Consider the following 22201-nt stretch of genomic DNA (forward strand, 5'->3'; position numbering starts at 1 on the left):
GTCCCACATCCTCCCGCGCCGGGGGGGGCGCGCCGGGGTGTGCCCCCCCCCCCCCCACCAGAAGGGGTGAACGGCCGTAACTTTCGCGTGCGGGACGCGTTCCGCCGCGCTAAGGGCTCACACAGTGATCATCTCTTCATGAAACGTCACGCCACGGCGGGTTCGCGCCGGGCCACGCGCCGCTGGGCCAGTCGGCTCCGGGCCGAGCGCGAATACCGCGGCCGGAGGCTGCCCGGTGTCCAAGGAGCCGGCCGCGCGGGTGGGCACCGGCCGCTTCGGCCACACGAACCACATCGCGTGACATGAATGGCCCCTGTCAACTCCCGGGGTAGGCCCACGGGTTGGGCAGACAGTGGATCCCGTCGTGGTCGAGGAACTTGGTCTGCTGCTGCATGACGGGAGCGAGCTCACCATTCTTCTGGCACGTCACATGCCCGTTCCCGAGCCGGTGACCGACCTCGTGGTTGATGAGCATCTGCCGGTATAGGTGGATCCTGTCCCCGTAGGTCTTGCTGCCCTGAGCCCATCGGTATGCGTTGATCATCACGCGCTCGGTGGCGGCCGAGTCGCAGGAGACGTTGTCCTCCGTGGTGTCCAGGCCGGACTTGGCGCACCACTCGGCGGTGGTGCCCGGGCTGGCCAGCGTGATCACGAAGTCGGGCTTGCCTGAGGAGATGCGCTCGAAGGTACGGGCGCCGCCGTGACTCCAACTGCGGTCGTCGTTCAGGGTCTTCTGCACGGCCTCAGCGAACAGCGCGCCGTCCAGCCCCAGCCCCCGCTCGACGTCCACCCGGTACCGGTACTTCTGCCCCGTACCGGGGGCCTTGTCGAAGCCGGGCACGGCGTCGAACTTCCCCGAGCCCTTCAGCGTGACGCCGAGCGGGAACTTCCTGCCCATCTTCTGCTCGTACGTCGACGTCACCGCGTTCGGCGCGGCGGACTCCCCGCCGGGAGCGCGCACGTCACGGGCCTGACCGGTGTCGGTGTCGGGCTGCGACTGTACGGCGTCGACGTCCCGCCCCTCGGCCACCTGTCCGGCGACGACCACCGCGAGCACGGTGGTGACGGCCGCCGCCGCGATGCCGGCGAAGGCCCGCCCCTTGCCGCCACCCCGCTGCACGGGCTGACGGACGCCGTCCGCCGCTCGGGCGTCGACCCGCTGCTCCTCGGCGGCCGGCGCCTCCTCGTCACGAGGTCCCCGGCCCGAGCGGGGCGCGAAGACGTCCACGTCCCCGATGCCGTCGCTCGCGCCCTCGAAGGCGTCCAGATACTCCTGCCGGGGTCCGGGCCGCCGCCCGGGACCACCGCTCGACCCCGCCTGCCGCTGCCGGGGCAGCACGACACCGGGCCCCGCACCGCCACCGGGCGATCCGCCGAACGCTCCCCAGCCACCGCCCGCCTCCCGCTGTTCGGGATGCCCACCGCGGGCGGAGTCACCGTCAGGGAAACGGGGCACCCCGCGCGCGGGGGTACCGGCGGCGGGACGCGGCACGCCATGAGCGGGGGTGCCGTCGGCAGGCCTCCGCGCACCGGGATACGCCGCTTGCGAGGTCCCCGGAGCGGCCGGGGCAAGCGGACCGCCAGAACCCGTCGGACCACGCGCCCCCCTCGGAGCGCCCGAGACGGCGCCCTCCGCGTACGGCGGCACGGCCCCCGGCCGACCCCCCTGGCCCGGCGTGTCCCGGCGGTCGCCCGTGCCTGTGCCCCGCTGTTCCTCCCGCCCTGCGGCTGTGTCCGCGGAGTCGTCCTTCGGAGCCGGTCCGCGGCGGCTGTGGCGTCCCACCCCGGCCTCAGCTCCCCGCGCCCGTGGTGGTGGCGTCCTCGGCGGCGCCGCGCGGACCGGTGTCCGCGGGACCGCCCGCGCCGCGTCCGCCCACGCCGCGTCCGCCCGCGCCGCGTCCGCCCGCTTCGCGCTCGCCCAAGTCGCCCACCTCGGCCAGGAGTTCCCGGAACGCCCCGGCCACCACGTCCGGGTACTCCATCATCGCCACGTGCCCGGCGTCCGGCAGGGACAGCAGACGGGAGTCACGGAAGGCGCGGGCGGCTTTGTGGGCCATCCGGAAGCCGACCAGCTGGTCTCGGCCGCCGTAGATCAGCAGGGTGGGCGCGAGGACGCGCTCGGCCTGGCGCCACAGCCCGTGCTGGCCGCCGAGCGTGTAGGCGTTCACGATCCCGCGCGCGGAGCGCGCCATCGCGTCCCAGAAGTACGGCAGTTGCAGCCGCCGCTCCAGCTCCTCCACCGCCTGCTGGATCGCCTCCGGCGACACCCGCCCGGGCTCGCCGTAGCAGAGCGCCGTGACCCCGCGCACCCGCTGCTCGGCCGTCCACCCCTGGGTGAACCGGGTGAACAGGGCGGCGACACCGGGCACGCCGAGCAGCCCCGTCGGCACCGCGGTGCGCTGGATGCGCAGCTCGGGCAGCGCGGGCGAGACGAGCGTGAGCGTGCGGACGAGGTCGGGGCGTACGGCCGCCACGCGCGTGGTGACCGCGCCGCCGAGCGAGTTGCCGAAGAGGTGGACCGGGCCGCGGCCGGCCGCGTCGAGATGGCGGATCACCGCGCGGGCGTGCCCGGTGACGGAGTAGTCGCCGTCGTCCGGTGGCGGGGAGTCGCCGAAGCCCGGCAGGTCGACGGCCTCACTGTCGACGACGCCGTCCAGCTCGGCCATCAACGCGGACCAGTTCTGCGAGGAACCGCCGAGCCCGTGGACGTACAGCGCGGGCGGCAGGCCCTCGCGCGCGGGGCGCCGGGAACGGATCGACAGGGTGACTCCGGGCAGGCCCACGGACCGCAGCCGCTCGCCTTCGCCGACCCGGACGGGCGCCACTCTGGGAAGCACACTGGCGGCCGACACGGACGGCGACTCGGTCGAAGACATGCGGCAATGTTACGAGGTGATCACGTCAGGTTTCGTGTGTTCGCCGTCACAGCGTGCGGCCGTGGACCGCTGCTGCACCGGACAACGCAGGGACCGAGCGCGACAAGTGAGCCGGAAAGCGTGTGAACCAAGGGCATCTGGTGAACCGGACAGCGAACGGGTGCAATGGCATGGCGTCCGGATCAGCCGTCTCCTAGGCTCGTACCCAGGGCACCCGCTGTTGCCCCTGCCGCCCCAGGGACGTTCGTAGGAAGGGAGCCCACGATGGCCTATGACCCCACCGAGCCCGACGCGATCGAGGACCTGGAGGCCGACGCGGTCCCGGAGATCGATGTCGAGGCCCCCGAGGTGGACGCTGCCGAGCAGCACGCGGACATCGCGCCGGACCGTGACGACCCCCTGACGGGAGTGGACCCGGACCGCGCGAACGTGGCCGATCTGGTCGAACAGACCCGCGTCGTCTCACTGGACGAGGACGACTACCGCTGACCTCGCAGGAGTCCTCCGACCGCAGCAGGCCGCACGAGGACCGCTCTGCGGCTTTCGCGGCCGTCCGGTCCGTGAAATTCTGCGCTCGCGCCGCGCACACCACGATTACCGAAAAGTACGATGGCCGCGCGGCCGACACCGCATGTGGACGACTTTGGGAGGCGGCGTGACAGCCATCGAGCAAACTGAGGCGGCCCGCCCGCGTGGCACCCGTCTGCCGCGCCGTGCCCGACGGAACCAGCTCCTGGGCGCCGCCCAGGAGGTCTTCGTCGCGCAGGGCTATCACGCGGCCGCGATGGACGACATCGCCGAGCGGGCGGGCGTGAGCAAGCCGGTGCTCTATCAGCACTTCCCCGGCAAGCTCGATCTCTACCTCGCCCTGCTGGACCAGCACTGCGAGTCGCTGATCCAGTCCGTGCGCGGCGCGCTCGCCTCGACGACCGACAACAAGCAGCGTGTGCGCGCGACCATGGACGCCTATTTCGCGTACGTCGAGGACGACGGCGGTGCCTTCCGGCTGGTCTTCGAGTCGGACCTGACGAACGAGCCGGCGGTGCGCGAGCGCGTCGACAAGGTCACGAACGAGTGCGCCGAGGCGATCTGTGACGTCATCGCGGAGGACACGGGTCTCTCGCGCGCGGAGTCGATGCTGCTCGCCTCCGGTCTCGGCGGTCTCGCCCAGGTGGTGGCCCGCTCCTGGCTGCACAGCGACCGCAGTGTCCCGCGCGACCAGGCGGTGCAGCTGCTGACCTCACTGGCCTGGCGGGGCATCGCCGGTTTCCCGTTGCACGGCACCGAACACCACTGACGGCCGTTTGTTCCCGAAGGCTGTTCGCTGACGGCGTTCCGGCCCGGAGCGTGTACGTCCCCTCACCGGGCTAATGTGTGCTGCGTACGGCGCGGGAGATCGCGCACATCACTGACCGTCGGAGGGACATAGCCGTGGAGGTCAAGATCGGCGTGCAGCACGCGCCCCGCGAGATCGTTCTGGAGAGCGGTCAGAGCGTCGAGGAGGTCGAGCGCGTGGTGGCCGAGGCGCTGGCCGGGAAGTCGCAGCTGCTGAGCCTCGAGGACGAGAAGGGCCGCAAGGTCCTGGTGCCGACGGATCGTCTGGCGTACGTGGAGATCGGCGAGCCGACCGTGCGCAAGGTGGGTTTCGGCGCGCTGTAGGCCGAAGTCGTGAGAAGGGCCCGGCGGCCATGTGCAGGTGCCGCCGGGCCCTTCCGCGTTCGGTGTGCACACAGACGGAGCACAGCTCCTCCACAGCGGAGGATTGCAATCCGCAGGTCACGGGTAGGACGGGCTAGGACCGTCAAGGCAGACCGGCCGTGGGAGGGACCTCTCGATGATCCTGGAAGCACTCGGCTCCGCTGTGCTCGGTCTAGTGCTCGCGTGGGCGGCGGCGCACCGTCTGCCGCACCGGCTGCCGGCCGTCCCGCTGGTGTACTCCACGGGCATCGCCGGGGCCCTGTTCGGCGACTTCGTCACCCACAGCGCGCTGGGCCCCGGCAGCACCCTGCCGAGCCTCCTCGGCGCCGCGATCGTCTCGGTGGCGTCCCTCTCCCTGCTCCTGCGCCCCACGGGCCGCCGCCTGCGCCGACGATCGGCACCGGCGTAGCACGGCGCCTTCTCGGCAAGCGCGAAAAGAGCGCCCCCCGTGGGAGCCCGGGGGACCGGGCGGGCAAACCCGACGCGCCCGCCGCCGCGCAACGGCCCCCGCCCACCACCCCCCAGAGCGCTACGCGGCCAAGCCCAGCGCAGCCATCCGCTTGGTGTGCGCCTCCGTGATCCGCGAGAACATCTTCCCGACCTCCGCGAGATCGAAGCCGTCGGCCACCCCGCCCACGAGCATCGTGGACAGCGCGTCCCGGTCGGCGACGACCCGCTGCGACTGCGACAGCGCCTCACCCATCAGCCGTCGCGCCCACAGTGCCAGCCGGCCGCCCACACGCGGGTCGGCGTCGATCGCGGCCCGTACCTTCTCCACCGCGAACCCGGCGTGCCCGGTGTCGTCGAGCACGGCGAGCACCAGCTCACGCGTGTCGGAGTCCAGGCGTGCCGCGACCTCCCGGTAGAAGTCGCTGGCGATCGAGTCGCCGACGTACGCCTTGACCAGGCCCTCCAGCCAGTCCGAAGGCGCCGTCTGCTTGTGGAAGCCGTCCAGCGCGGCGACGAACGGGTCCATGGCGGCCGTCGGCTCCTCGCCGATCTCGGTCAGCCGGTCCCGCAGCCGCTCGAAGTGGTGGAACTCGGCCGAGGCCATCTTCGCCAGCTCCGCCTTGTCCGCGAGGGTCGGCGCCAGCTTGGCGTCCTCCGCCAGCCGCTCGAACGCCGCCAGCTCCCCGTACGCGAGCGCTCCGAGCAGGTCCACGACCGCGGCACGGTACTGCGGGTCGGCGGAGGCCTGCGCCCAGCCCTGGGCGGCGACACCGGTCGGTTCGGCGGAGGCGGCGGACGCGTTCTCAGGCTTGTCAGAGCTAGTCATGAGGCGCACAATAGCCCGCCCGGCGTTCCTCGGAAGCCCCTGGTCAACCACTGTGACGACGACAACGTGACCGATTCGGCCATCACATGTGCGCGAATCCGGGGTATGGTGGTAATGCGCCTGCTGAGTGCGTCGACGATGCTCGACGTGTCCGACAGGGCGCATGCATGAGGATGCCCGGTCGGTGGCCCGATCGGCTCCGACCCGACAGCCCTCCCTGGCCGTACGACTCAGTGCGTACGACGACCGGAGGGACACCCTCAGCGGTACGAGCGCTAGAGCGTCGGCAGAGGTCCCGTGCTTTACGGCTGACCCGAGTGGTTCGCCCGTATGGCAGCCGACGTCCCCGGCACGGTCCGTCAAAGACCCCCGCGCTCGCCTCGCACCGCGCCACACAGAAGAGGCATAGCCCTGACTACGACGTTTCGAGACCTCGGGATCCTTCCCGAGACAGCCGAGGCCCTGGAAGCCGTCGGCATCATCAACCCCTTCCCCATCCAGGAGATGACACTCCCCGTCGCCCTTTCCGGCACGGACGTCATCGGCCAGGCCAAGACCGGCACCGGCAAGACACTGGGCTTCGGTCTTCCCCTCCTCGAGCGCGTGACCGTCCCCGCCGACGTCGAGGCCGGACGCGCCGCTCCCGAAGCCCTCACCGACGCCCCGCAGGCGCTCGTCGTCGTCCCCACGCGCGAGCTGTGCACGCAGGTCACCAACGACCTGCTGACGGCCGGCAAGGTGCGCAACGTGCGTGTGCTGGCGATCTACGGCGGCCGGGCCTACGAGCCCCAGGTCGAGGCCCTGAAGAAGGGCGTCGACGTGATCGTCGGCACCCCGGGCCGGCTGCTCGACCTCGCGGGCCAGAAGAAGCTGGACCTGAGCCACATCAAGAGCCTGGTCCTCGACGAGGCCGACGAGATGCTCGACCTGGGCTTCCTGCCCGACGTCGAGAAGATCATCAAGCTTCTTCCGGCCAAGCGCCAGACCATGCTGTTCTCCGCGACCATGCCCGGCGCGGTCATCGGCCTCGCGCGCCGCTACATGTCGCAGCCCACGCACATCCGCGCCACCGCGCCGGACGACGAGGGCGTGACGGTCGCGAACATCAAGCAGTTCGTCTACCGCGCGCACTCCATGGACAAGCCGGAGATGATCGCCCGCATCCTGCAGGCCGACGGCCGCGGACTGGCGATGATCTTCTGCCGCACCAAGCGCACGGCCGCCGACATCGCCGAGCAGCTGCAGCACCGCGGCTTCGCGTCCGGCGCGGTCCACGGCGACCTCGGCCAGGGCGCCCGTGAGCAGGCCCTGCGGGCCTTCCGCAACGGCAAGGTCGACGTCCTCGTCTGCACCGACGTCGCCGCGCGCGGCATCGACGTCGAGGGCGTGACCCACGTCATCAACTACCAGTCCCCCGAGGACGAGAAGACGTACCTGCACCGCGTCGGCCGTACGGGCCGCGCGGGCGCCAAGGGTACGGCGATCACGTTCGTCGACTGGGACGACATCCCGCGCTGGCAGCTGATCAACAAGGCGCTGGAGCTGGACTTCAACGACCCGGCGGAGACGTATTCGAGCTCCCCGCACCTGTTCTCGGACCTCGGCATCCCGGAGGGCACCAAGGGCACCCTGCCGCGCGCGGAGCGGACCCGTGCCGGTCTGGACGCGGAGGAACTGGAGGACCTGGGCGAGACCGGTGGGCGTGGCGCTCGCGGACGCGGTGACCGGGGCGGCCGCGGTGACCGTACCGAGTCCGTCACGGCCGAGCGTGAACGTCCGGCCCGTACGCCGCGCAGCCGCCGCCGTACGCGCGGCGGCGCCCCGCTGGACGCCTCCGCCGCTACGACGACGCCGGCACCGGTCGCCGAGTCCGGCACCGAGGAGGCACAGGCGACCCGTACGCCGCGCCGCCGTCGCCGTACCCGCGGCGGCGCGCCGGCGGAGGCCGTGACGGCCGCCCCGGCACCCGTGACTCCCGAGGCCGCCGTCGAGTCGGTGGACACGGCGGAGGGCGCTGCCGCGCCCGACGCTCCGGAGAAGCCGCGCCGCCGCCGCACCCGCAAGTCCGCGGAGCGCCAGGCGACGGCCACGGTCGTGGAGCCCGCGGTGACGGACAGCCCGGCCACCGAGCCCGTGACCGAAGCGGCGACCGAACCGGCGCCCGCGGCTGCTCCGGCCGCGGAGCCCGCGCCGCGCCGCCGCACTCGCAAGACGGCCGAGCCGGCCGCCGCGGCGGAGGCTGCGCTGGACACAGCCGAGGCGACCGAGGCGAGCGAGGCCAAGCCCCGCCGCCGGACTCGTAAGGCAGCGGAACCGGTCACGGAGGCCGCGCCCACCCCGGCCGCGGAGGCCACGGCCACGGCCACGGAGGAAGCCGCTCCGGCGACCAAGCCGCGCCGCGCCCGCAAGACCGCGGCTGCCGCCGAAGCCACGGTGGACACGGCCGAAGGTACGGAGACCAAGCCCCGCCGCACCCGGAAGACCGCTGCCGCGGCCACCTCCGAGGTGCCCGAGGCCGAGGCCAAGCCCCGCCGGACCCGCAAGACGGCCGCCGCCGCCGAAGCCGCGGCGGACACCGTCGAAGGCACGGAGACCAAGCCCCGCCGCACCCGGAAGACCGCTGCGACGGCCGAGGCCGCCGTGGACACGGCCGAAGGCACGGAGACCAAGCCCCGCCGCACCCGGAAGACCGCTGCCGCCACGGCGGACGCGGTCGACGGGGGCGAAGGCACGGAGACCAAGCCCCGCCGCACCCGCAAGGCCGCTGCCAACGCGGTGGCCGCCGAGACGGAGCCCGAGGCCAAGCCGCGCCGCGCCCGCAAGACCGCGGCTGCCGCCGAAGCCGCGGCGGACACCGTCGAAGGCACGGAAGCCAAGCCCCGCCGCACCCGGAAGACCGCTGCCGCGGCCACCTCCGACGTGCCCGAGGCCGAGGCCAAGCCCCGCCGGACCCGCAAGACCACGGCAGCCGCCGAGGCCGCGGCGGACACCGTCGAAGGCACGGAGACCAAGCCCCGCCGCACCCGGAAGACCGCTGCCGTCACGGCGGACGCGGTCGACGGGGGCGAGCCGGCCGCTCCGAAGGCGCGGCGGACCCGTAAGGCCGTCGCGGCCGCTCCGGAGATTCCGGCGCAGGCCACCGAGGAGCCGGAGGTCACACCGCGCCGCCGCACCCGTAAGGCGACGGCGGCCGTGGAGGCCTCCGAGGCCTGATCCGGCGCCGCGTGAGCGGTAGCACCGTCAGCCGCCGTTGGCCCGGTCCCCGGAAGGGGAGCCGGGCCATCGGCGTTCCGGTACGCACCCTCACCCTGCTCGGCCTCGCTTCCACGCCCGATAGCCTCTCCCCATGAGCAGGCCCGCCACCTTCGTCCCGCCCCCCGGCGCCCGTGCGTACTCCTTGCGGACGGCACGCGGTGAGTTCGCCGTCGTCGACGCTCCCGTGGCCGTCGGGGTCGAGCCGAGGGGAGTCGCGCTGCTGCTGCCCGGGTTCACCGGGAGCAAGGAGGACTTCAATCCGCTGCACGTGCCGCTCGCGGAGCGCGGGTACCGGACCGTGGCCGTGGACGGGCGTGGGCAGTACGAGTCGGACGGTCCCGAGAGGGACGAATCCGCTTATGCGCAGGAGGAGTTGGCACGGGACGTGCTGGCGCAGGCGGAGGCGCTCGGGCACCCGGTGCATCTGCTGGGGCACTCCCTCGGCGGGCAGATCTCGCGCGCGGCGGTGCTGATCGACCACACGCCCTTCCTGTCGCTCACCCTGATGGCCTCCGGCCCGGCGCAGATCTCGGCGTCCCAGCAGGAGCGGGTGAAACTGCTCCGGGACGCGCTCGCGGTGATGAGCATGGCCCAGGTGTGGGCCACGATCCAGGCGATGGAGACGCCCGAGGAGACCGAGACGCCCTCGCTCGACGGCGGGCTGGACGAACGGGACGATCTGCGGCGCCGCTGGCTGGGCACCAAGCCCGCCCAGCTCCTCGCCACGGGACGCCAGTTGTGCACGGAGCCGGACCGGATCGCCGAACTGGCCTCCGTACCGCTGCCCTTCCACGTCCTGTCGGGCTCCCAGGACGACACCTGGCCGCTGCCCCTGCTCGATGACATGGCGCTACGGCTGAAGGCGCGGCGGACGGTCATCGACGGCGCCGAGCACTCCCCCAACACCGACCGCCCGCTCGCCACGGCCCGCGCGATCGCCGGCTTCTGGGACGACAGCACGGCCGGGGCGTAGCCGAGCGGACCCGCGTCACGCCCGGCAGTCCCCCCGCGAGCCGCCCTCGGCACGCCTAGAACTGCGCCTGCAGGTGATCCCAGAAGCCGTCCCTGAGGGCGCGGCGCAGGTCCGCCTGGCCCCGCAGGGAGTACTGCAGCAGGCCCTCGGCCTCGACCAGGAGGTCCTGGTCGACGGAGCCGGGCAGATAGGGGTGACCGGGGAGCAGTTCGACCAGTGCCTCACGTCCCCGGGAGGCCAGCCACTTCGCGGCGATCTGGGCGCCGACGAAGCGGACGTCCTCGCGGGTGGGGCGGGCGCCGGCGGTGGCGTCGTAGGCGGCGGCCGTGCGCCGGGTGACGTACGGCTTGAAGAACTCCAGGTCGAGGGTGCGCTGACTGTCGACCTCCCAGAGCAGCGGCTCGGCCTGGTTGCGGCCCTCGGGGGCCTCGATGCCCCAGAGGTGGACGCGGGCGCCGTAGCCCTGGGCCGCCTCGACCGCCGAGACCAGGTCCTCGTCGCCGCCGAGCAGGGCCGCGTCGCTGATCGCACGGTGACGGGCGAGGGACTCCAGATCGGAGCGGATGAGGGAGTCGACGCCTTTCTGCTGGTTGTTGGCGTTGAGGTTGCCGAGGCGGACCTTGACGTCGGGGAGTTCCGCGATGGTCTGCTGCTCGGCGGTGTGGATGCGGCGGCGCGCGCCGTCGTACCAGTAGACGCGCAGCAGACGGCTGTCCGCGAAGATCGTGCGAGCCCGGTCGATCAGCGCGTCGATCAGGCCTTCGGCGTCGAGATCGAAGGCCCGGCGGTCCTCGGTGCCGGCGACCAGCCGGCCCGCGGCTGCGTACAGATAGCCCGCGTCGACGAAGATCGCATGGGTGGAGGGTGTCTTCGCCACCTCGGCGAGCATGCGCTCCAGCAGCTCGTTCGTGCGGTCGATGCGGGCGCCCACGGCAGCCAGGTCGTCGTTCATCGGCTCCATTGTCCCGTTGGTCACGCTGCGAACACAACCGGTCCCGGTCGGTCCCCCAGGAGCCGCTTACCGGTCGGTATTTAGCCGTTCGAAAAATTTATTTAGCGTAGGGAATGTTTGTAACAAGCAGCACGTTGACTACGTACGACACCGGATACCCGTCCGGCGCTCCTCAAGTAGTTCTCCGCAGGAGGATGACCAGACGAAGGGAGAAGCCCATGCGCTTCGAAATCATGCGACTCGACGAGGTCGACGGCACCACCGTGGACAGCACCGTCGTGGACGCCGCCTCCGTCAACCGGATCGTTCAGCAGGCCGCCGCCATCGGACAGCGCCTGTGGATCCGCCCGGCCGACACCTCGGCCTCGTAAGCGGGCACCGCCACTCAAGCTTTCCGGGGGAGCCGAGCCGACGACGGCTCAGCTCCCCCGGATCACCTGAGTGACCCCGTTGATGATCTGCTGCACCGCGATCGCGGAGAGCATCATGCCCGCGAGCCGTGTCACCAGGACGACACCGCCGTCCTTGATGACCCGGATGATCAGCAGCGAGTAGCGCATCACCAGCCACAGCACGACGTGGATCGCGAGGATCGCGGACCACACCGAGACCTGGGTGGCGACACTGCCGGCCTTCTGCACGGCCAGGATCACGGACACGATGGCACCGGGCCCCGCCAGCAGCGGCATGCCGAGCGGTACGAGGGCCACGTTCACGTCTTTGGTCTGCTTCGGCTCGTCGGTCTTGCCGGTGAGCAGGTCAAGCGCGATCAGCAGGAGCAGCAGACCGCCCGCGATCATCAGCGCCGGGACGGAGACGTGCAGATAGTTCAGGATCTGATGGCCCAGGACCCCGAAGACGGCGATGACCCCGCCTGCCACGCAGACGGCCTGGAAGGCCATCCGCTTCTGCACCTTGGCCGGCCGTCCGGCGGTCAGGGCGAGGAAGATCGGGGTGATCCCCGGGGGATCCATGATGACGAAAAGGGTCAGGAACAGAGAGCCGAAGACGGCGATGTCGAACATGGTGAGCCTTGCAGGAGGGAGCCACCGCCGGCGGCACCCGTCCGGCGGAGCGGACGCGGGCGCACGGCGGACGTGCGAAAGGATGGGTGGAGGGAAGGGCGAGGCTGAGTCGCCGAGCCGGCGGACGCCGGCCGTCAGATCCCGCCGGTACCCGGAACGGGGAAGGCGCCGGTCGCCCGTCGCGTGATCTCCCCGTACACCTCGGGGTCGGTCGTGTACGCGCCCAGCGACACGGTCTTGCGGCTGCCGTGGTAGTCCGAGGAGCCCGTGACCAGCAGGCCCAGTTCGTTGGCGAGGCCCCGCAACCGGGCCCGGGCGTCCGGGTCGTGGTCCATGTGGTCCACCTCGATGCCGTCGAGGCCGGCCGCGGCCATCTCGGCGATCGCGGACTCGGGGACCGTACGGCCGCGCTTGGCGGCGGCCGGATGCGCGAAGACGGACACGCCGCCCGCACCCTTGATCAGCCGGATCGCCTCGAAGGGATCGGTCTCGTGCTTCTCCACGAAGGCCCGCCCGCCGTCGGCCAGCCACTCCTCGGTGAACGCGTCGCTCACCGTCGGTACGACGCCCAGCTCGACCAGCGCCGAGGCGACATGCGGGCGGCCCACGGAGCCGCCGGCGGCGATCCGCTCGACCTGCTCCCAGGTGACCGGCACGCCCAGCGCGTTCAGCTTGGCGACCATGCCCTGGGCCCGCGGCACCCGGTCGTCCCGGGCCAGCTCACGCTCGGCGAGCAGGGCGGGCTCCCCGGGGTCGAACAGGTAGGCCAGCATATGCATGGAGATGCCGTCGACACGGCAGGACAGCTCGGCGCCGGTGACCAGGGTGAGCCCCTCGGGCAGCGCGGCGATCGCCTCGGCGTATCCACGGGTGGTGTCGTGGTCGGTCAGCGCCACGACGTCCAGTCCGGCCGCGGCGGCATTGCGCACCAGTTCGGCCGGGGTGTCCGTACCGTCGGAGGCCGTGGAGTGACAGTGCAGATCGATGCGCACACGAACTCCAGACGGCCAGGAAACGGAACGGGACAGCTAAGGATAGCCGGATTCCCAGATCCTCCTGTCACACCCGAACCCGGGAAGCGCCCCCTACGCCATGAGGGGCGCGGGGCTGCGGGTGTGCGGCTCCGCGGCGCGGGCGCGCGCGACCACAACGCACTCGCGGCCGCCGACAGCCGGACCCCCACCCGGTGGGCGCTACGGCCGAAGCAAGCGCGGCGACAACGCCCCGCAGGGGACCAGGTCCAACTCCGCCCCCGCGTCCCGCAGATCCGTCAGCACCAGCTCGTCGTACATGAGCAGCCCGGCCTGCTCGGGCCACATCACCGCCCACAGCCACATCCCGAGGGCCTCACCGGCGAAGACGGCACGGTCGTCGGGGGTGCGGTAGACATGCCAGAGCGGGGTCGGGCGGCCGGCGGCCAGGACCTTGGCCTGGGGCGGCTTCTCGACGTTCATGTACGACCCCGGGTCCGGGCCGTCGATGCCCGCGTACCGCGCGCCGAGTCCGACCCCCAGCTCCTCGGCGACCAGGATCAGCTCGCCGGGGCCGCCCAGCGGGCCGGGTCCCGAGCAGGCGACGGCGGTCGCGCGGCCACCACTGCGGTCGTCCCCCGCGTAGGCCACGCCCGTGAACAGCCAGCCGACCGGCAGCGGCCACGGCATCCACACCGGCACCTGCGTGCGATGGACCACGACATTGAGGGCCTCCACGCTGGGCGGGATCACAGGCTGCAGCGGATACACCGTCCCGTGCACATCACACTGCCACGAATCGGCGAAGAGACCGGGAGCCCTGACCCGGCCACCGCACCTCGGGCAACTGGGTTCGCCCCTCATAGGGCTCCACGGTCCTACCCCTGCCGCGCCACGTCAAGGACGATCACCCGTCCGGGGGGACACCCGACCGGGCGAAACCAGATGCAGCTCCCATCAACCACCTCCACTGGCGGTGGTGGCACGGCCACGCTGATGGCGATCGGACTCCTGTGCACCGCGGCGTTCCCGAAGGGGCAGCCGAAGCCGGCCCGCGAGACCTCGGCCCTGGACCCGGTCAAAGCTCTCGGCCGCGGCGGCCCGGCCTCGGCGGCGGTCTCGGCGTTCTTCCACCACTACATGTTCTTCACCGTGCCGGGCCTCACGCCGTTCGTGCGGCGCATGACCCCGTACCGCTCGGGCCCGGTGTTCTTCGCCCGGGGCGTGCCGCTCGCGGTCGTCTCGGTGATCGTGGCCCCGCTTATGCAGGCCCGTTTCGGCTCGCCGAAGGTGCTCGGCGGCTCGCTGGGTGCCGCTCGCGGTGGACGTCCTCGCGCTCGGCCACGGCGGCCCCGCCGCGGCCATCGCCTGCACGATCCTTTCCGGTGCCTTCACCGGCGTGAACGACACCGTCTACACCGAGCCGGTTCTCGGCGTGTCGGACGCGCCGCGCCCGGTGGCGAGCGCGCGCCACCACTTCGTCCGCTGGTTCGCGGCCGCGGCCGCCCCCTGCTTCGCCCCGAGGATCGAGGAGGGGAGCGACGCCCCATCCCGTTCGTGGCCCCGGCGATCACCGCGGTGCTGGGCGCGGTCGTGGTCGCCGTACGACGCCGGGCCCTCGCCGACGCCGGGCCCTCGCCGACGACGGGGAGGAGCCGGAGGCGGAGCCCGTCACCGAGGACAGTGTCACCGTCTACGCCAACTGGCCTTTGCCGAAAGGAGTTTGGTGAGCTTGCTCACTCCGGCGCGATGTCCAGCGGGACGGACCTGCGGGCAGGATCCCTCAGGTCCGTCCCGTTCGCCAGCCAGCGCTCCTGGAGGGCCTGGGCGCCGTGTACCCGCTTCCAGGCGGCCTCGTTCGATGTCATCGGCAACAACGGCAGGAACCGTACGGGGTCCAGCGGAGCGTCCAGCTCCAGGTCCCCGACCAGTCCGCCGGGCTCGCCCACCAGGACGGAGGTGAAGGGCGCGCCGGGCCACAGCGGCTCGCCCACCTCGAGGGAGGCGCCGGGAGTCACCACGACTCCCTCCACCTGCGGCGACGCGGCGAGGACGGCGAGCGGGCGGAACACCTTGTCGGTGTCGGCGACGCCCGCGCGGACGGACAGGACCAGTTCGGCGCGGGGGCCCTTGACCGGGTCCGCGAGCATCGCGGTGGGGTCCGCCATGGGGTGCTGGGACATGCCGAGGGTGGCGTACCGGACGACGTCCCCCTCCTGGAAACGGAGCACCTCGATGCGGTCCGTGCCGAGGAAGGTGACCGCGGCGCGCGCGTCCGGTTCGCCCAGCGCGGTGTTCAACCGCGCCTCGACCAGAGGAAGAACATCAACCATGCGGTGAGCATAGAACTCGTCAGTAGCGGGCAAAGCGGCGCCTTGACAGTACGGGCGGCTGGTACTCTGAGCCGGTGGTCGGGGCAGCACGCAGAAGCGTCGCTATCGAGTCCCGACGCCGACGAGACTCCCTTACGAGGGACCGGCCGGAGGAGGTGGGGCTGTCATGGATCGAAGTCGACCTGGTAGTACCACTCGCTCTTCCGGCTGCTGATGTAGTTCCTGGCCGGCTGCCGCCCTCACGTTCGCTTCGTCGTTCGGAAGAGCACTTCGTCTCGCTTTGCCTGATCTGCCTGATCTGAATCAGTTCTGCATCAGTAGCGAAGTCGCCACCGCGACGATGCGGTGCTCCCCGCTTTGTGGACGTGCCAAACATCCTTCCCTTCCTGGAGGGCGAGGCCCCCGCAGGACGTCCCCATTCCGGGTAGTTCCACCCGCCGCCGTGCGCTTTCGCTGCCCGCCCGCGAAGGAGCCTGCCCATGTCGATGATCCGCGACCTGCGTGCCGCGGTCCGTCCGTCGTCCCGCGTCTCGCTGCGCAAGGACACGAACGCGTCGTACGACACCACGCGCGACCCCGCGACGCCCTCGGCCGTCGTCGACTGCGCCGTCTACCGCGACGGCGCCCGCGTGCAGAGCGCCAAGCCACTGAGCCCGCAGGAGGCGATGCGGCTGGTGCGCCGCGACGGCGGGTTCGTGTGGATCGGCCTGCACGAGCCGACCGAGTCGGAGTTCGCCGGTATCGCCAGTGAGTTCGGGCTGCACCCACTGGCCGTCGAGGACGCGGTCCAGGCCCACCAGCGGCCGAAGCTGGAGCGGTACGACGACTCGCTGTTCACCGTCTTCAAGACGATCCACTACGTCGAGCACGACCGGCTCACCGCCAACAGCGAGGTCGTCGAGACCGGCGAGGTCATGTGCTTCACCGGCCGGGACTTCTTCATCACCGTCCGGCACGGCGGCCAGGGCTCGCTCAGGGCGCTGCGGCACCGCCTCCAGGACGACCCCGAGCTGCTCGCCAAAGGCCCCTCGGCCGTGCTGCACGCCATCGCCGACCATGTGGTGGACGGCTACATCGCGGTCGCCGACGCCGTACAGGACGACATCGACGAGGTGGAGACCGAGGTCTTCTCGCCGGGCCGCAAGGGCGGTGTCTCGCGTGGTGTGGACTCGGCCCGGATCTACCAACTCAAGCGTGAGGTACTGGAGTTCAAGCGGGCGGTGGCGCCGCTGCTGCGGCCCATGCAGTTGCTGAGCGAGCGGCCGATGCGGCTGATCGACCCGGACATCCAGAAGTACTTCCGGGACGTCGCCGACCACCTGGCCCGGGTCCAGGAGCAGGTGCTGGGCTTCGACGAACTGCTGAACTCCATCCTCCAGGCCAACCTCGCGCAGGCGTCCGTCGCGCAGAACGAGGACATGCGCAAGATCACCGCCTGGGCCGCGATCATCGCCGTACCGACGATGGTGTGCGGGGTGTACGGCATGAACTTCACGTACATGCCCGAGCTGCACTGGCGGTACGGCTACCCGGTGATCATGGGCGTCACGGTCGTCCTGTGTCTGGGCATCCACCGCACACTGAAGCGCAACGGCTGGCTGTGAGCGGGCCTGGATAGGCTGGGCGCATGACAAGCGAGCTGCTCGACCGGGCCCTCATCGAGGAGGCCTCCAAGAAGTCCGGCCTCATCTGGGTCAGGGGCGCCGGCGCCCCCGTGGCGCGCGCGCTGTGGCACGTGTGGCACGAGGGCGCTGTGTGCCTGATCGGCGACGGGCCCGGTGAGCAGCCACTGCCGACACTCGTGGACGGCGGGTCGGCCGAGGTGACCGTCCGCAGCAAGGACAAGGGCGGCCGGCTGGTGACGTTCCCGGCGACCGTGTGCGAGCTGGCTCCCGGCTCGGACGAGTGGGAGGCGGCCGTCGCCGAGCTGAAGGGCAAGCGCCTGAACGCCCCCGACGGCGAGGAGATGCCGGGCCGCTGGGCCCGCGAGTGCCGGGTGCTCCGTCTGGTGCCGACGGGTACCGTCGAGCCGTTGCCCTCCGGCAGCTTGGCGGAACGTCCGGTGCCGTCACCGGCGACGACCCGTCAGCCAATCCCGGCGGCCTTGCCGAGACTGCTGGCCAAGCGGCGCAGGAAGTGACCCCGGCGGGCTGAAGCGCCCACCGCCGGTTCGCGCCGTGGCCGGGGCTCGGCGCCGTTACGGCGGGGAGATCCCGCCCGCACGGCTAGGACGCCGGCAGCTGCTTTCCGTAGTCCACCGTCTCCGACTTCGCGGGCTCCGTGACGGAGAAGTCCTTCCCCCAGTCCGAGAAGCGGAGCGTCCCCGCTCCGCCGGCGCGCACCAGGCGGAGCGGATAGGGCTCGCCCTGAAGGGAGACGTCCAAGGTGCCGCCTGAGCCCTTGTCGCCGGTAATGCGGATCGTGCGGGTACCCGACTGCTCGTGGTGGCCGTCCGTCGCCAGCGTGCCGTGCAACGTCAGCAGACCCTCGAGGAGAACGGCCTTGTCCGTGAAGCCGCTGAACTTCTTGTACGCGGGGTCCCCCTGCGGCACCTTCACGTACTTGCCGTCCAGCTTGCCCGTGGCGCCGTCGCCGCCTTCGGCGTGGTTCCAGAAGTCCGCGTCGGCCATGAGATACAGCTGCTTCCCGACCCGCAGCAGCTTGAAGCTGGCCCCCTGCGAGGTCACCGACCCGGTTCCGCCGTCCGTCTTCAGTCGCATGTCCAGCCGGTATGTACGGCCGCTGGTGACCACGCTCCCGGACAGCCGTACCGCCGGTGCCGCGTCCGCCGCCGCCCGGGTCTTCGCCTGGATCCTGTCGGCGGGCAGCTTGCCCACCCCGTTCGTCCCCGCGTCGGGATCGTCCCCGCCGCACCCCGACAGCACCATCGCGCCCGTCACGGCCAGTGCGCAGGTCGCGGTCACCAGCGCGGTCCGGCGAGTACGGCCCTGGGGAATCGCGGTCACAGGTGGAGCTGCCTTTCTGACGGTTCCGGAGCGGCGTACCGCAGCGTACCGGTGCCCCGCCCACCCGACGGAGCCAGTCCGTCCGGACCCCCCACCAGGGCGTATCCGACCGGTACGGGCTAGCCTGAAGCGCACCCGAGCGGGCAATTCCGAGCAAATCCCACGCACGAAAGAGCAGTCCCCCAGCGATTCCCAGGCAAAGGAAGCACAGCCATGGCAGCCGGCGCCCCCCGGATCTTCGTCTCGCACCTCGCCGGGGTCCCCGTCTTCGATCCGGCCGGCGACCAGGTGGGCCGCGTACGCGACCTGGTCGTCATGCTGCGCGTCGGGCGACGGCCCCCGCGCGTCCTCGGGCTGGTCGTCGAACTGTCCACCCGGCGCCGAATCTTCCTCCCCATGACCCGGGTGACCGGCATCGAGTCCGGCCAGGTCATCACCACCGGCGTGCTCAATGTGCGCCGCTTCGAGCAGCGCCCCACCGAGCGACTGGTCTTCGGAGAACTGCTGGACCGCCGGGTCAAACTGGGGGAAACGGGCGAGGAGGTCACCGTCCTCGACCTGTCCGTGCAGCAGCTTCCCGCCCGCCGGGACTGGGAGATCGACCGCGTCTTCGTCCGCAAGGGACGGAAGGGCGGCGCCTTCCGGCGGGCCAAGGGCGAGACGCTGACCGTCGAATGGTCGGCCGTCACCGGGTTCTCCCTGGAGGAGCACGGGCAGGGCGCCGAGAACCTGCTCGCCACCTTCGAGCAGCTGCGCCCCGCCGACCTCGCCAACGTCCTGCACCACCTCTCCGCCAAACGGCGCGCCGAGGTCGCCGCCGCCCTGGACGACGACCGGCTCGCCGATGTCCTGGAGGAGCTGCCGGAGGACGACCAGATCGAGATCCTCGGCAAGCTGAAGGAGGAACGCGCGGCGGACGTCCTGGAGGCCATGGACCCGGACGACGCGGCCGACCTGCTCTCGGAGCTGCCCGAGGAGGACAAGGAGCGGCTGCTGAGCCTGATGCAGCCCGCCGACGCGGCCGAGATGCGCCGCCTGATGTCGTACGAGGAGCACACGGCCGGCGGTCTGATGACCACCGAACCGATCGTGCTGCGCCCGGACGCCACGGTCGCCGACGCGCTCGCCCGGGTCCGCAACCCGGACCTCTCCCCCGCCCTCGCCGCCCAGGTCTACGTGTGCCGCCCGCCGGACGAGACCCCTACCGGCAAGTACCTGGGCACGGTCCACTTCCAGCGCCTGCTGCGCGACCCCCCGTACACCCTGGTCAGCTCGCTGGTGGACGACGATCTGCAGACCCTGGCCCCGGACGCCGGCCTGCACGTCATCGCCGGGTTCTTCGCCGCGTACGACATGGTCGCCGCGCCCGTGGTGGACGAGTCCGGGTCACTGCTCGGCGCGGTCACCGTGGACGACGTACTGGACCACATGCTGCCCGACGACTGGCGGGAGACGGAGTTCCACCTGGACGAGGACGAGGACGAGGGAGAGGAGGCTGCCGCTCATGGCTCCTGAGCGCGAGAGCACGCGCGAGCGCACCCTGGTGGGCGCCACGGCCGCCACCCGGCCCCGCGCACGCCTGGACCAGCCGCGCCCGCCCCGGCGCCGGATCGTGCCCGAGTGGGACCCGGAGGCCTTCGGCCGGCTGTCGGAGAAGATCGCCCGGTTCCTGGGCACGGGACGCTTCATCGTCTGGATGACGATCGTCATCATCGCCTGGGTGGTGTGGAACGTCTCCGCGCCCCGTGATCTGCGCTTCGACCAGTACCCCTTCATCTTCCTCACCCTGATGCTGTCCCTGCAGGCCTCCTACGCCGCCCCGCTGATCCTGCTCGCGCAGAACAGGCAGGACGACCGCGACCGGGTCAACCTGGAGCAGGACCGCAAGCAGAACGAGCGGTCCATCGCCGACACCGAGTACCTGACCCGCGAGGTCGCCGCGCTGCGCATGGGCCTGGGCGAGGTGGCCACCCGCGACTGGATCCGCTCGGAGCTGCAGGACCTGGTCAAGGAGCTGGAGGAGCGAAGGCGCCACGACGGGCATGTCGTATTCCCGGCAGAGCGGGCAGAACGGTCGCCGGGACGTGACGCAGACGACCGCTGAGGGGCTACCCGGAGGCCCCTCGGCGCGCCGTACCATCGTCCTTATGGCTACGGAAGACGCGGTGCGCGAGGCACTGGCGACGGTGAACGACCCCGAGATCAACCGACCCATCACCGAACTCGGGATGGTCAAATCGGTGGAGATCGGGGATGACGGCGCGGTCGCGGTCACCGTGTACCTGACGGTCTCCGGCTGCCCCATGCGCGACACCATCACCCAGCGCGTCACGGAGGCGGTCTCCCGGGTCGAGGGCGTCACCCGCGTCGACGTCACCCTCGACGTGATGAGCGACGAGCAGCGCAAGGAGCTGGCGAACGCCCTGCGCGGCGGCCAGGCCGAGCGCGAGGTCCCCTTCGCCAAGCCGGGCAACCTCACCCGGGTCTACGCGGTCGCCTCCGGCAAGGGCGGCGTCGGCAAGTCCTCGGTGACCGTGAACCTCGCGGCGGCGATGGCCGCCGACGGCCTGAAGGTCGGTGTCGTGGACGCCGACATCTACGGCCACTCGGTGCCGCGCATGCTGGGCGCCGACGGCCGCCCCACCCAGGTAGAGAACATGATCATGCCGCCGTCCGCGAACGGTGTGAAGGTCATCTCCATCGGCATGTTCACCCCGGGCAACGCCCCGGTCGTCTGGCGCGGCCCGATGCTGCACCGTGCGCTCCAGCAGTTCCTCGCGGACGTGTACTGGGGCGACCTGGACGTCCTGCTCCTGGACCTCCCGCCCGGCACCGGTGACATCGCGATCTCGGTGGCCCAGCTGATCCCGAACGCCGAGATCCTGGTCGTGACCACCCCGCAGCAGGCGGCGGCGGAGGTGGCCGAGCGCGCGGGCTCCATCGCGGTCCAGACCCACCAGAAGATCGTCGGCGTGGTCGAGAACATGTCCGGCCTGCCCTGCCCGCACTGCGGCGAGATGGTCGACGTCTTCGGCACGGGCGGCGGCCAGCTGGTCGCCGACGGCCTGACGCGTACGACGGGCACGTCGGTCCCCGTCCTCGGCTCGATCCCGATCGACGTGCGCCTCCGCGAGGGCGGCGACGAGGGCAAGCCGGTGGTCCTGACCGACCCTGACTCCCCGGCGGGCTCCGCGCTGCGGGCGATCGCCGGAAAACTGGGGGGCCGTCAGCGGGGGCTCTCAGGCCTCTCGCTGGGAATCACCCCGCGGAACAAGTTCTAGGACTGCTGCGGGTCCGAGTCTCAGGACTGCTGCCAGTCCGAACGTCAGGACTGCTGCTGCTCCGACGAAGGGGCGCCGCCCATCGCGGACTGCGCCCCTTCGTCGTACGCCCTACCGCGTGTGGTCTGCTCCGTGGGGCCTGCTCCGCGTGGTCGGATCAACGGTCGTGCCGTTCGTGCTCGCGCCCCGGACACAGGTCGAGCGTGGTGCACAGCATGATCTCCTGGCAGGAGCCGGCTGTCGGCTCCGCACCCGGCTCGCCGCCGGAATGCGGCACGAACCGCCATTGCGATGCCTTGGCGTGCTGCGTCCTGTCCGCCTTCTCGACGTGCGCGTGCAGCGTGCGAGCCTCGGGGTCATTCGTCTCCACCAGCACTTCGCCGGCGCGGAGCGGGAAGTGGTTATGCAGCAGGCAGAGGCCAAAACGGTTCAGATTACCGTGCTTGGCCAGCACCGCCACCAGATCCTTGACGAACTCGGCGTCCCGGGGCCCCAGTTCCTCGGCCTCCTCGAATGGGGGAAGCGGATTTCTCGGGACACCCACCTTGGTGTCGGTCATGGGTCCTCCGTCAATCGACTGACGGTCACCGACTTC

The 22201-nt window shown here is 71.5% G+C and carries 22 protein-coding genes and 1 pseudogene; 13 read left to right on the forward strand and 10 right to left on the reverse strand.

What is annotated here, in order from left to right:
• Window positions 1–316: 316 nt before the first annotated feature.
• Window positions 317–1783, reverse strand: a complete 1467-nt coding sequence (locus tag ABZ079_RS25345) for a DUF3152 domain-containing protein (protein ID WP_356941736.1) — start codon at window positions 1781–1783, stop codon at window positions 317–319.
• A 7-nt stretch (window positions 1784–1790) separates the two neighbouring features.
• Window positions 1791–2876 (reverse strand): alpha/beta hydrolase, encoded by a 1086-nt coding sequence (locus tag ABZ079_RS25350; protein WP_356941737.1) that lies wholly within the window; start codon window positions 2874–2876, stop codon window positions 1791–1793.
• A 264-nt stretch (window positions 2877–3140) separates the two neighbouring features.
• Between ABZ079_RS25350 and ABZ079_RS25355 the strand changes: the two genes are divergently transcribed.
• The 4 genes from ABZ079_RS25355 to ABZ079_RS25370 all read left to right on the forward strand — a co-directional run bounded on the left by ABZ079_RS25355 (window position 3141) and on the right by ABZ079_RS25370 (window position 4983).
• Window positions 3141–3365, forward strand: coding sequence for a hypothetical protein (locus tag ABZ079_RS25355; protein WP_356941738.1), 225 nt, complete (start codon window positions 3141–3143; stop codon window positions 3363–3365).
• Window positions 3366–3531: 166 nt separating this feature from the next.
• On the forward strand, window positions 3532–4173 hold the full coding sequence (locus ABZ079_RS25360) for a TetR/AcrR family transcriptional regulator (protein WP_356855333.1): 642 nt from the start codon (window positions 3532–3534) through the stop codon (window positions 4171–4173).
• 134 nt (window positions 4174–4307) lie between these two features.
• Entirely contained in the window at window positions 4308–4535 is a 228-nt protein-coding gene (locus tag ABZ079_RS25365) for a DUF3107 domain-containing protein (RefSeq protein WP_356941739.1), read from the forward strand.
• A 175-nt stretch (window positions 4536–4710) separates the two neighbouring features.
• The gene (locus tag ABZ079_RS25370; RefSeq protein WP_356941740.1) at window positions 4711–4983 is read left to right on the forward strand and encodes a hypothetical protein; all 273 of its coding nucleotides are present in this window, start codon (window positions 4711–4713) and stop codon (window positions 4981–4983) included.
• 120 nt (window positions 4984–5103) lie between these two features.
• On the opposite strand, the gene ABZ079_RS25375 is transcribed toward ABZ079_RS25370, so the two are convergent.
• Entirely contained in the window at window positions 5104–5850 is a 747-nt protein-coding gene (locus ABZ079_RS25375) for a ferritin-like fold-containing protein (RefSeq protein WP_356941741.1), read from the reverse strand.
• A 504-nt stretch (window positions 5851–6354) separates the two neighbouring features.
• Between ABZ079_RS25375 and ABZ079_RS25380 the strand changes: the two genes are divergently transcribed.
• Window positions 6355–9063, forward strand: coding sequence for a DEAD/DEAH box helicase (locus tag ABZ079_RS25380; protein WP_356941742.1), 2709 nt, complete (start codon window positions 6355–6357; stop codon window positions 9061–9063).
• Window positions 9064–9196: 133 nt separating this feature from the next.
• Window positions 9197–10078 (forward strand): alpha/beta hydrolase, encoded by an 882-nt coding sequence (locus tag ABZ079_RS25385; RefSeq protein ID WP_356941743.1) that lies wholly within the window; start codon window positions 9197–9199, stop codon window positions 10076–10078.
• Between the two features lie 55 nt (window positions 10079–10133).
• Here ABZ079_RS25385 and ABZ079_RS25390 read toward each other — a convergent pair whose 3' ends face one another.
• Window positions 10134–11039, reverse strand: a complete 906-nt coding sequence (locus ABZ079_RS25390; RefSeq protein WP_356941873.1) for an NYN domain-containing protein — start codon at window positions 11037–11039, stop codon at window positions 10134–10136.
• Between the two features lie 209 nt (window positions 11040–11248).
• Here ABZ079_RS25390 and ABZ079_RS25395 point away from each other — a divergent pair, with 209 nt between their 5' ends.
• Complete coding sequence (locus ABZ079_RS25395; RefSeq protein WP_356941744.1) at window positions 11249–11401, forward strand: hypothetical protein; 153 nt, start codon at window positions 11249–11251, stop codon at window positions 11399–11401.
• A gap of 48 nt (window positions 11402–11449) precedes the next feature.
• On the opposite strand, the gene ABZ079_RS25400 is transcribed toward ABZ079_RS25395, so the two are convergent.
• From ABZ079_RS25400 to ABZ079_RS25410, 3 genes are all read right to left on the reverse strand, one after another.
• Window positions 11450–12055 carry a MarC family protein gene (locus ABZ079_RS25400; RefSeq protein WP_356825843.1) on the reverse strand — a complete coding sequence of 202 codons (606 nt, stop codon included), beginning with the start codon at window positions 12053–12055 and terminating at the stop codon, window positions 11450–11452.
• A 134-nt stretch (window positions 12056–12189) separates the two neighbouring features.
• Window positions 12190–13047, reverse strand: a complete 858-nt coding sequence (locus ABZ079_RS25405) for a PHP domain-containing protein (RefSeq protein ID WP_356941745.1) — start codon at window positions 13045–13047, stop codon at window positions 12190–12192.
• A gap of 201 nt (window positions 13048–13248) precedes the next feature.
• On the reverse strand, window positions 13249–13890 hold the full coding sequence (locus ABZ079_RS25410) for a DUF6758 family protein (protein ID WP_356941746.1): 642 nt from the start codon (window positions 13888–13890) through the stop codon (window positions 13249–13251).
• A gap of 117 nt (window positions 13891–14007) precedes the next feature.
• Here ABZ079_RS25410 and ABZ079_RS25415 point away from each other — a divergent pair.
• A pseudogene (locus tag ABZ079_RS25415) lies at window positions 14008–14756 on the forward strand (MFS transporter); the annotation flags it as partial.
• A 6-nt stretch (window positions 14757–14762) separates the two neighbouring features.
• Here the strand turns inward: ABZ079_RS25415 and ABZ079_RS25420 are convergent.
• Complete coding sequence (locus tag ABZ079_RS25420; protein ID WP_356941747.1) at window positions 14763–15359, reverse strand: suppressor of fused domain protein; 597 nt, start codon at window positions 15357–15359, stop codon at window positions 14763–14765.
• A 479-nt stretch (window positions 15360–15838) separates the two neighbouring features.
• Between ABZ079_RS25420 and ABZ079_RS25425 the strand changes: the two genes are divergently transcribed.
• Both ABZ079_RS25425 and ABZ079_RS25430 read left to right on the forward strand, forming a co-directional pair.
• Window positions 15839–16963, forward strand: a complete 1125-nt coding sequence (locus ABZ079_RS25425) for a magnesium and cobalt transport protein CorA (RefSeq protein ID WP_356941748.1) — start codon at window positions 15839–15841, stop codon at window positions 16961–16963.
• Window positions 16964–16986: 23 nt separating this feature from the next.
• On the forward strand, window positions 16987–17499 hold the full coding sequence (locus tag ABZ079_RS25430) for a hypothetical protein (protein WP_356941749.1): 513 nt from the start codon (window positions 16987–16989) through the stop codon (window positions 17497–17499).
• 85 nt (window positions 17500–17584) lie between these two features.
• On the opposite strand, the gene ABZ079_RS25435 is transcribed toward ABZ079_RS25430, so the two are convergent.
• On the reverse strand, window positions 17585–18325 hold the full coding sequence (locus ABZ079_RS25435; protein WP_356941750.1) for a hypothetical protein: 741 nt from the start codon (window positions 18323–18325) through the stop codon (window positions 17585–17587).
• A gap of 213 nt (window positions 18326–18538) precedes the next feature.
• Here ABZ079_RS25435 and ABZ079_RS25440 point away from each other — a divergent pair, with 213 nt between their 5' ends.
• The 3 genes from ABZ079_RS25440 to ABZ079_RS25450 are packed head-to-tail and all read left to right on the forward strand — an operon-like array spanning window position 18539 to window position 21606.
• Entirely contained in the window at window positions 18539–19840 is a 1302-nt protein-coding gene (locus tag ABZ079_RS25440) for a CBS domain-containing protein (protein ID WP_356941751.1), read from the forward strand.
• Window positions 19830–20429 (forward strand): DUF1003 domain-containing protein, encoded by a 600-nt coding sequence (locus tag ABZ079_RS25445; protein WP_356941752.1) that lies wholly within the window; start codon window positions 19830–19832, stop codon window positions 20427–20429. The genes ABZ079_RS25440 and ABZ079_RS25445 overlap by 11 nt, the downstream gene beginning before the upstream one ends.
• A 43-nt stretch (window positions 20430–20472) precedes the next feature.
• Window positions 20473–21606, forward strand: a complete 1134-nt coding sequence (locus ABZ079_RS25450) for an Mrp/NBP35 family ATP-binding protein (protein ID WP_356941753.1) — start codon at window positions 20473–20475, stop codon at window positions 21604–21606.
• Between the two features lie 157 nt (window positions 21607–21763).
• Here the strand turns inward: ABZ079_RS25450 and ABZ079_RS25455 are convergent, their stop codons facing one another.
• Window positions 21764–22165, reverse strand: a complete 402-nt coding sequence (locus ABZ079_RS25455; protein WP_356941754.1) for a hypothetical protein — start codon at window positions 22163–22165, stop codon at window positions 21764–21766.
• Window positions 22166–22201 lie beyond the last annotated feature (36 nt).

The sequence above is a fragment of the Streptomyces sp. NPDC006314 genome, from assembly GCF_040613075.1.
GTDB lineage: Bacteria > Actinomycetota > Actinomycetes > Streptomycetales > Streptomycetaceae > Streptomyces.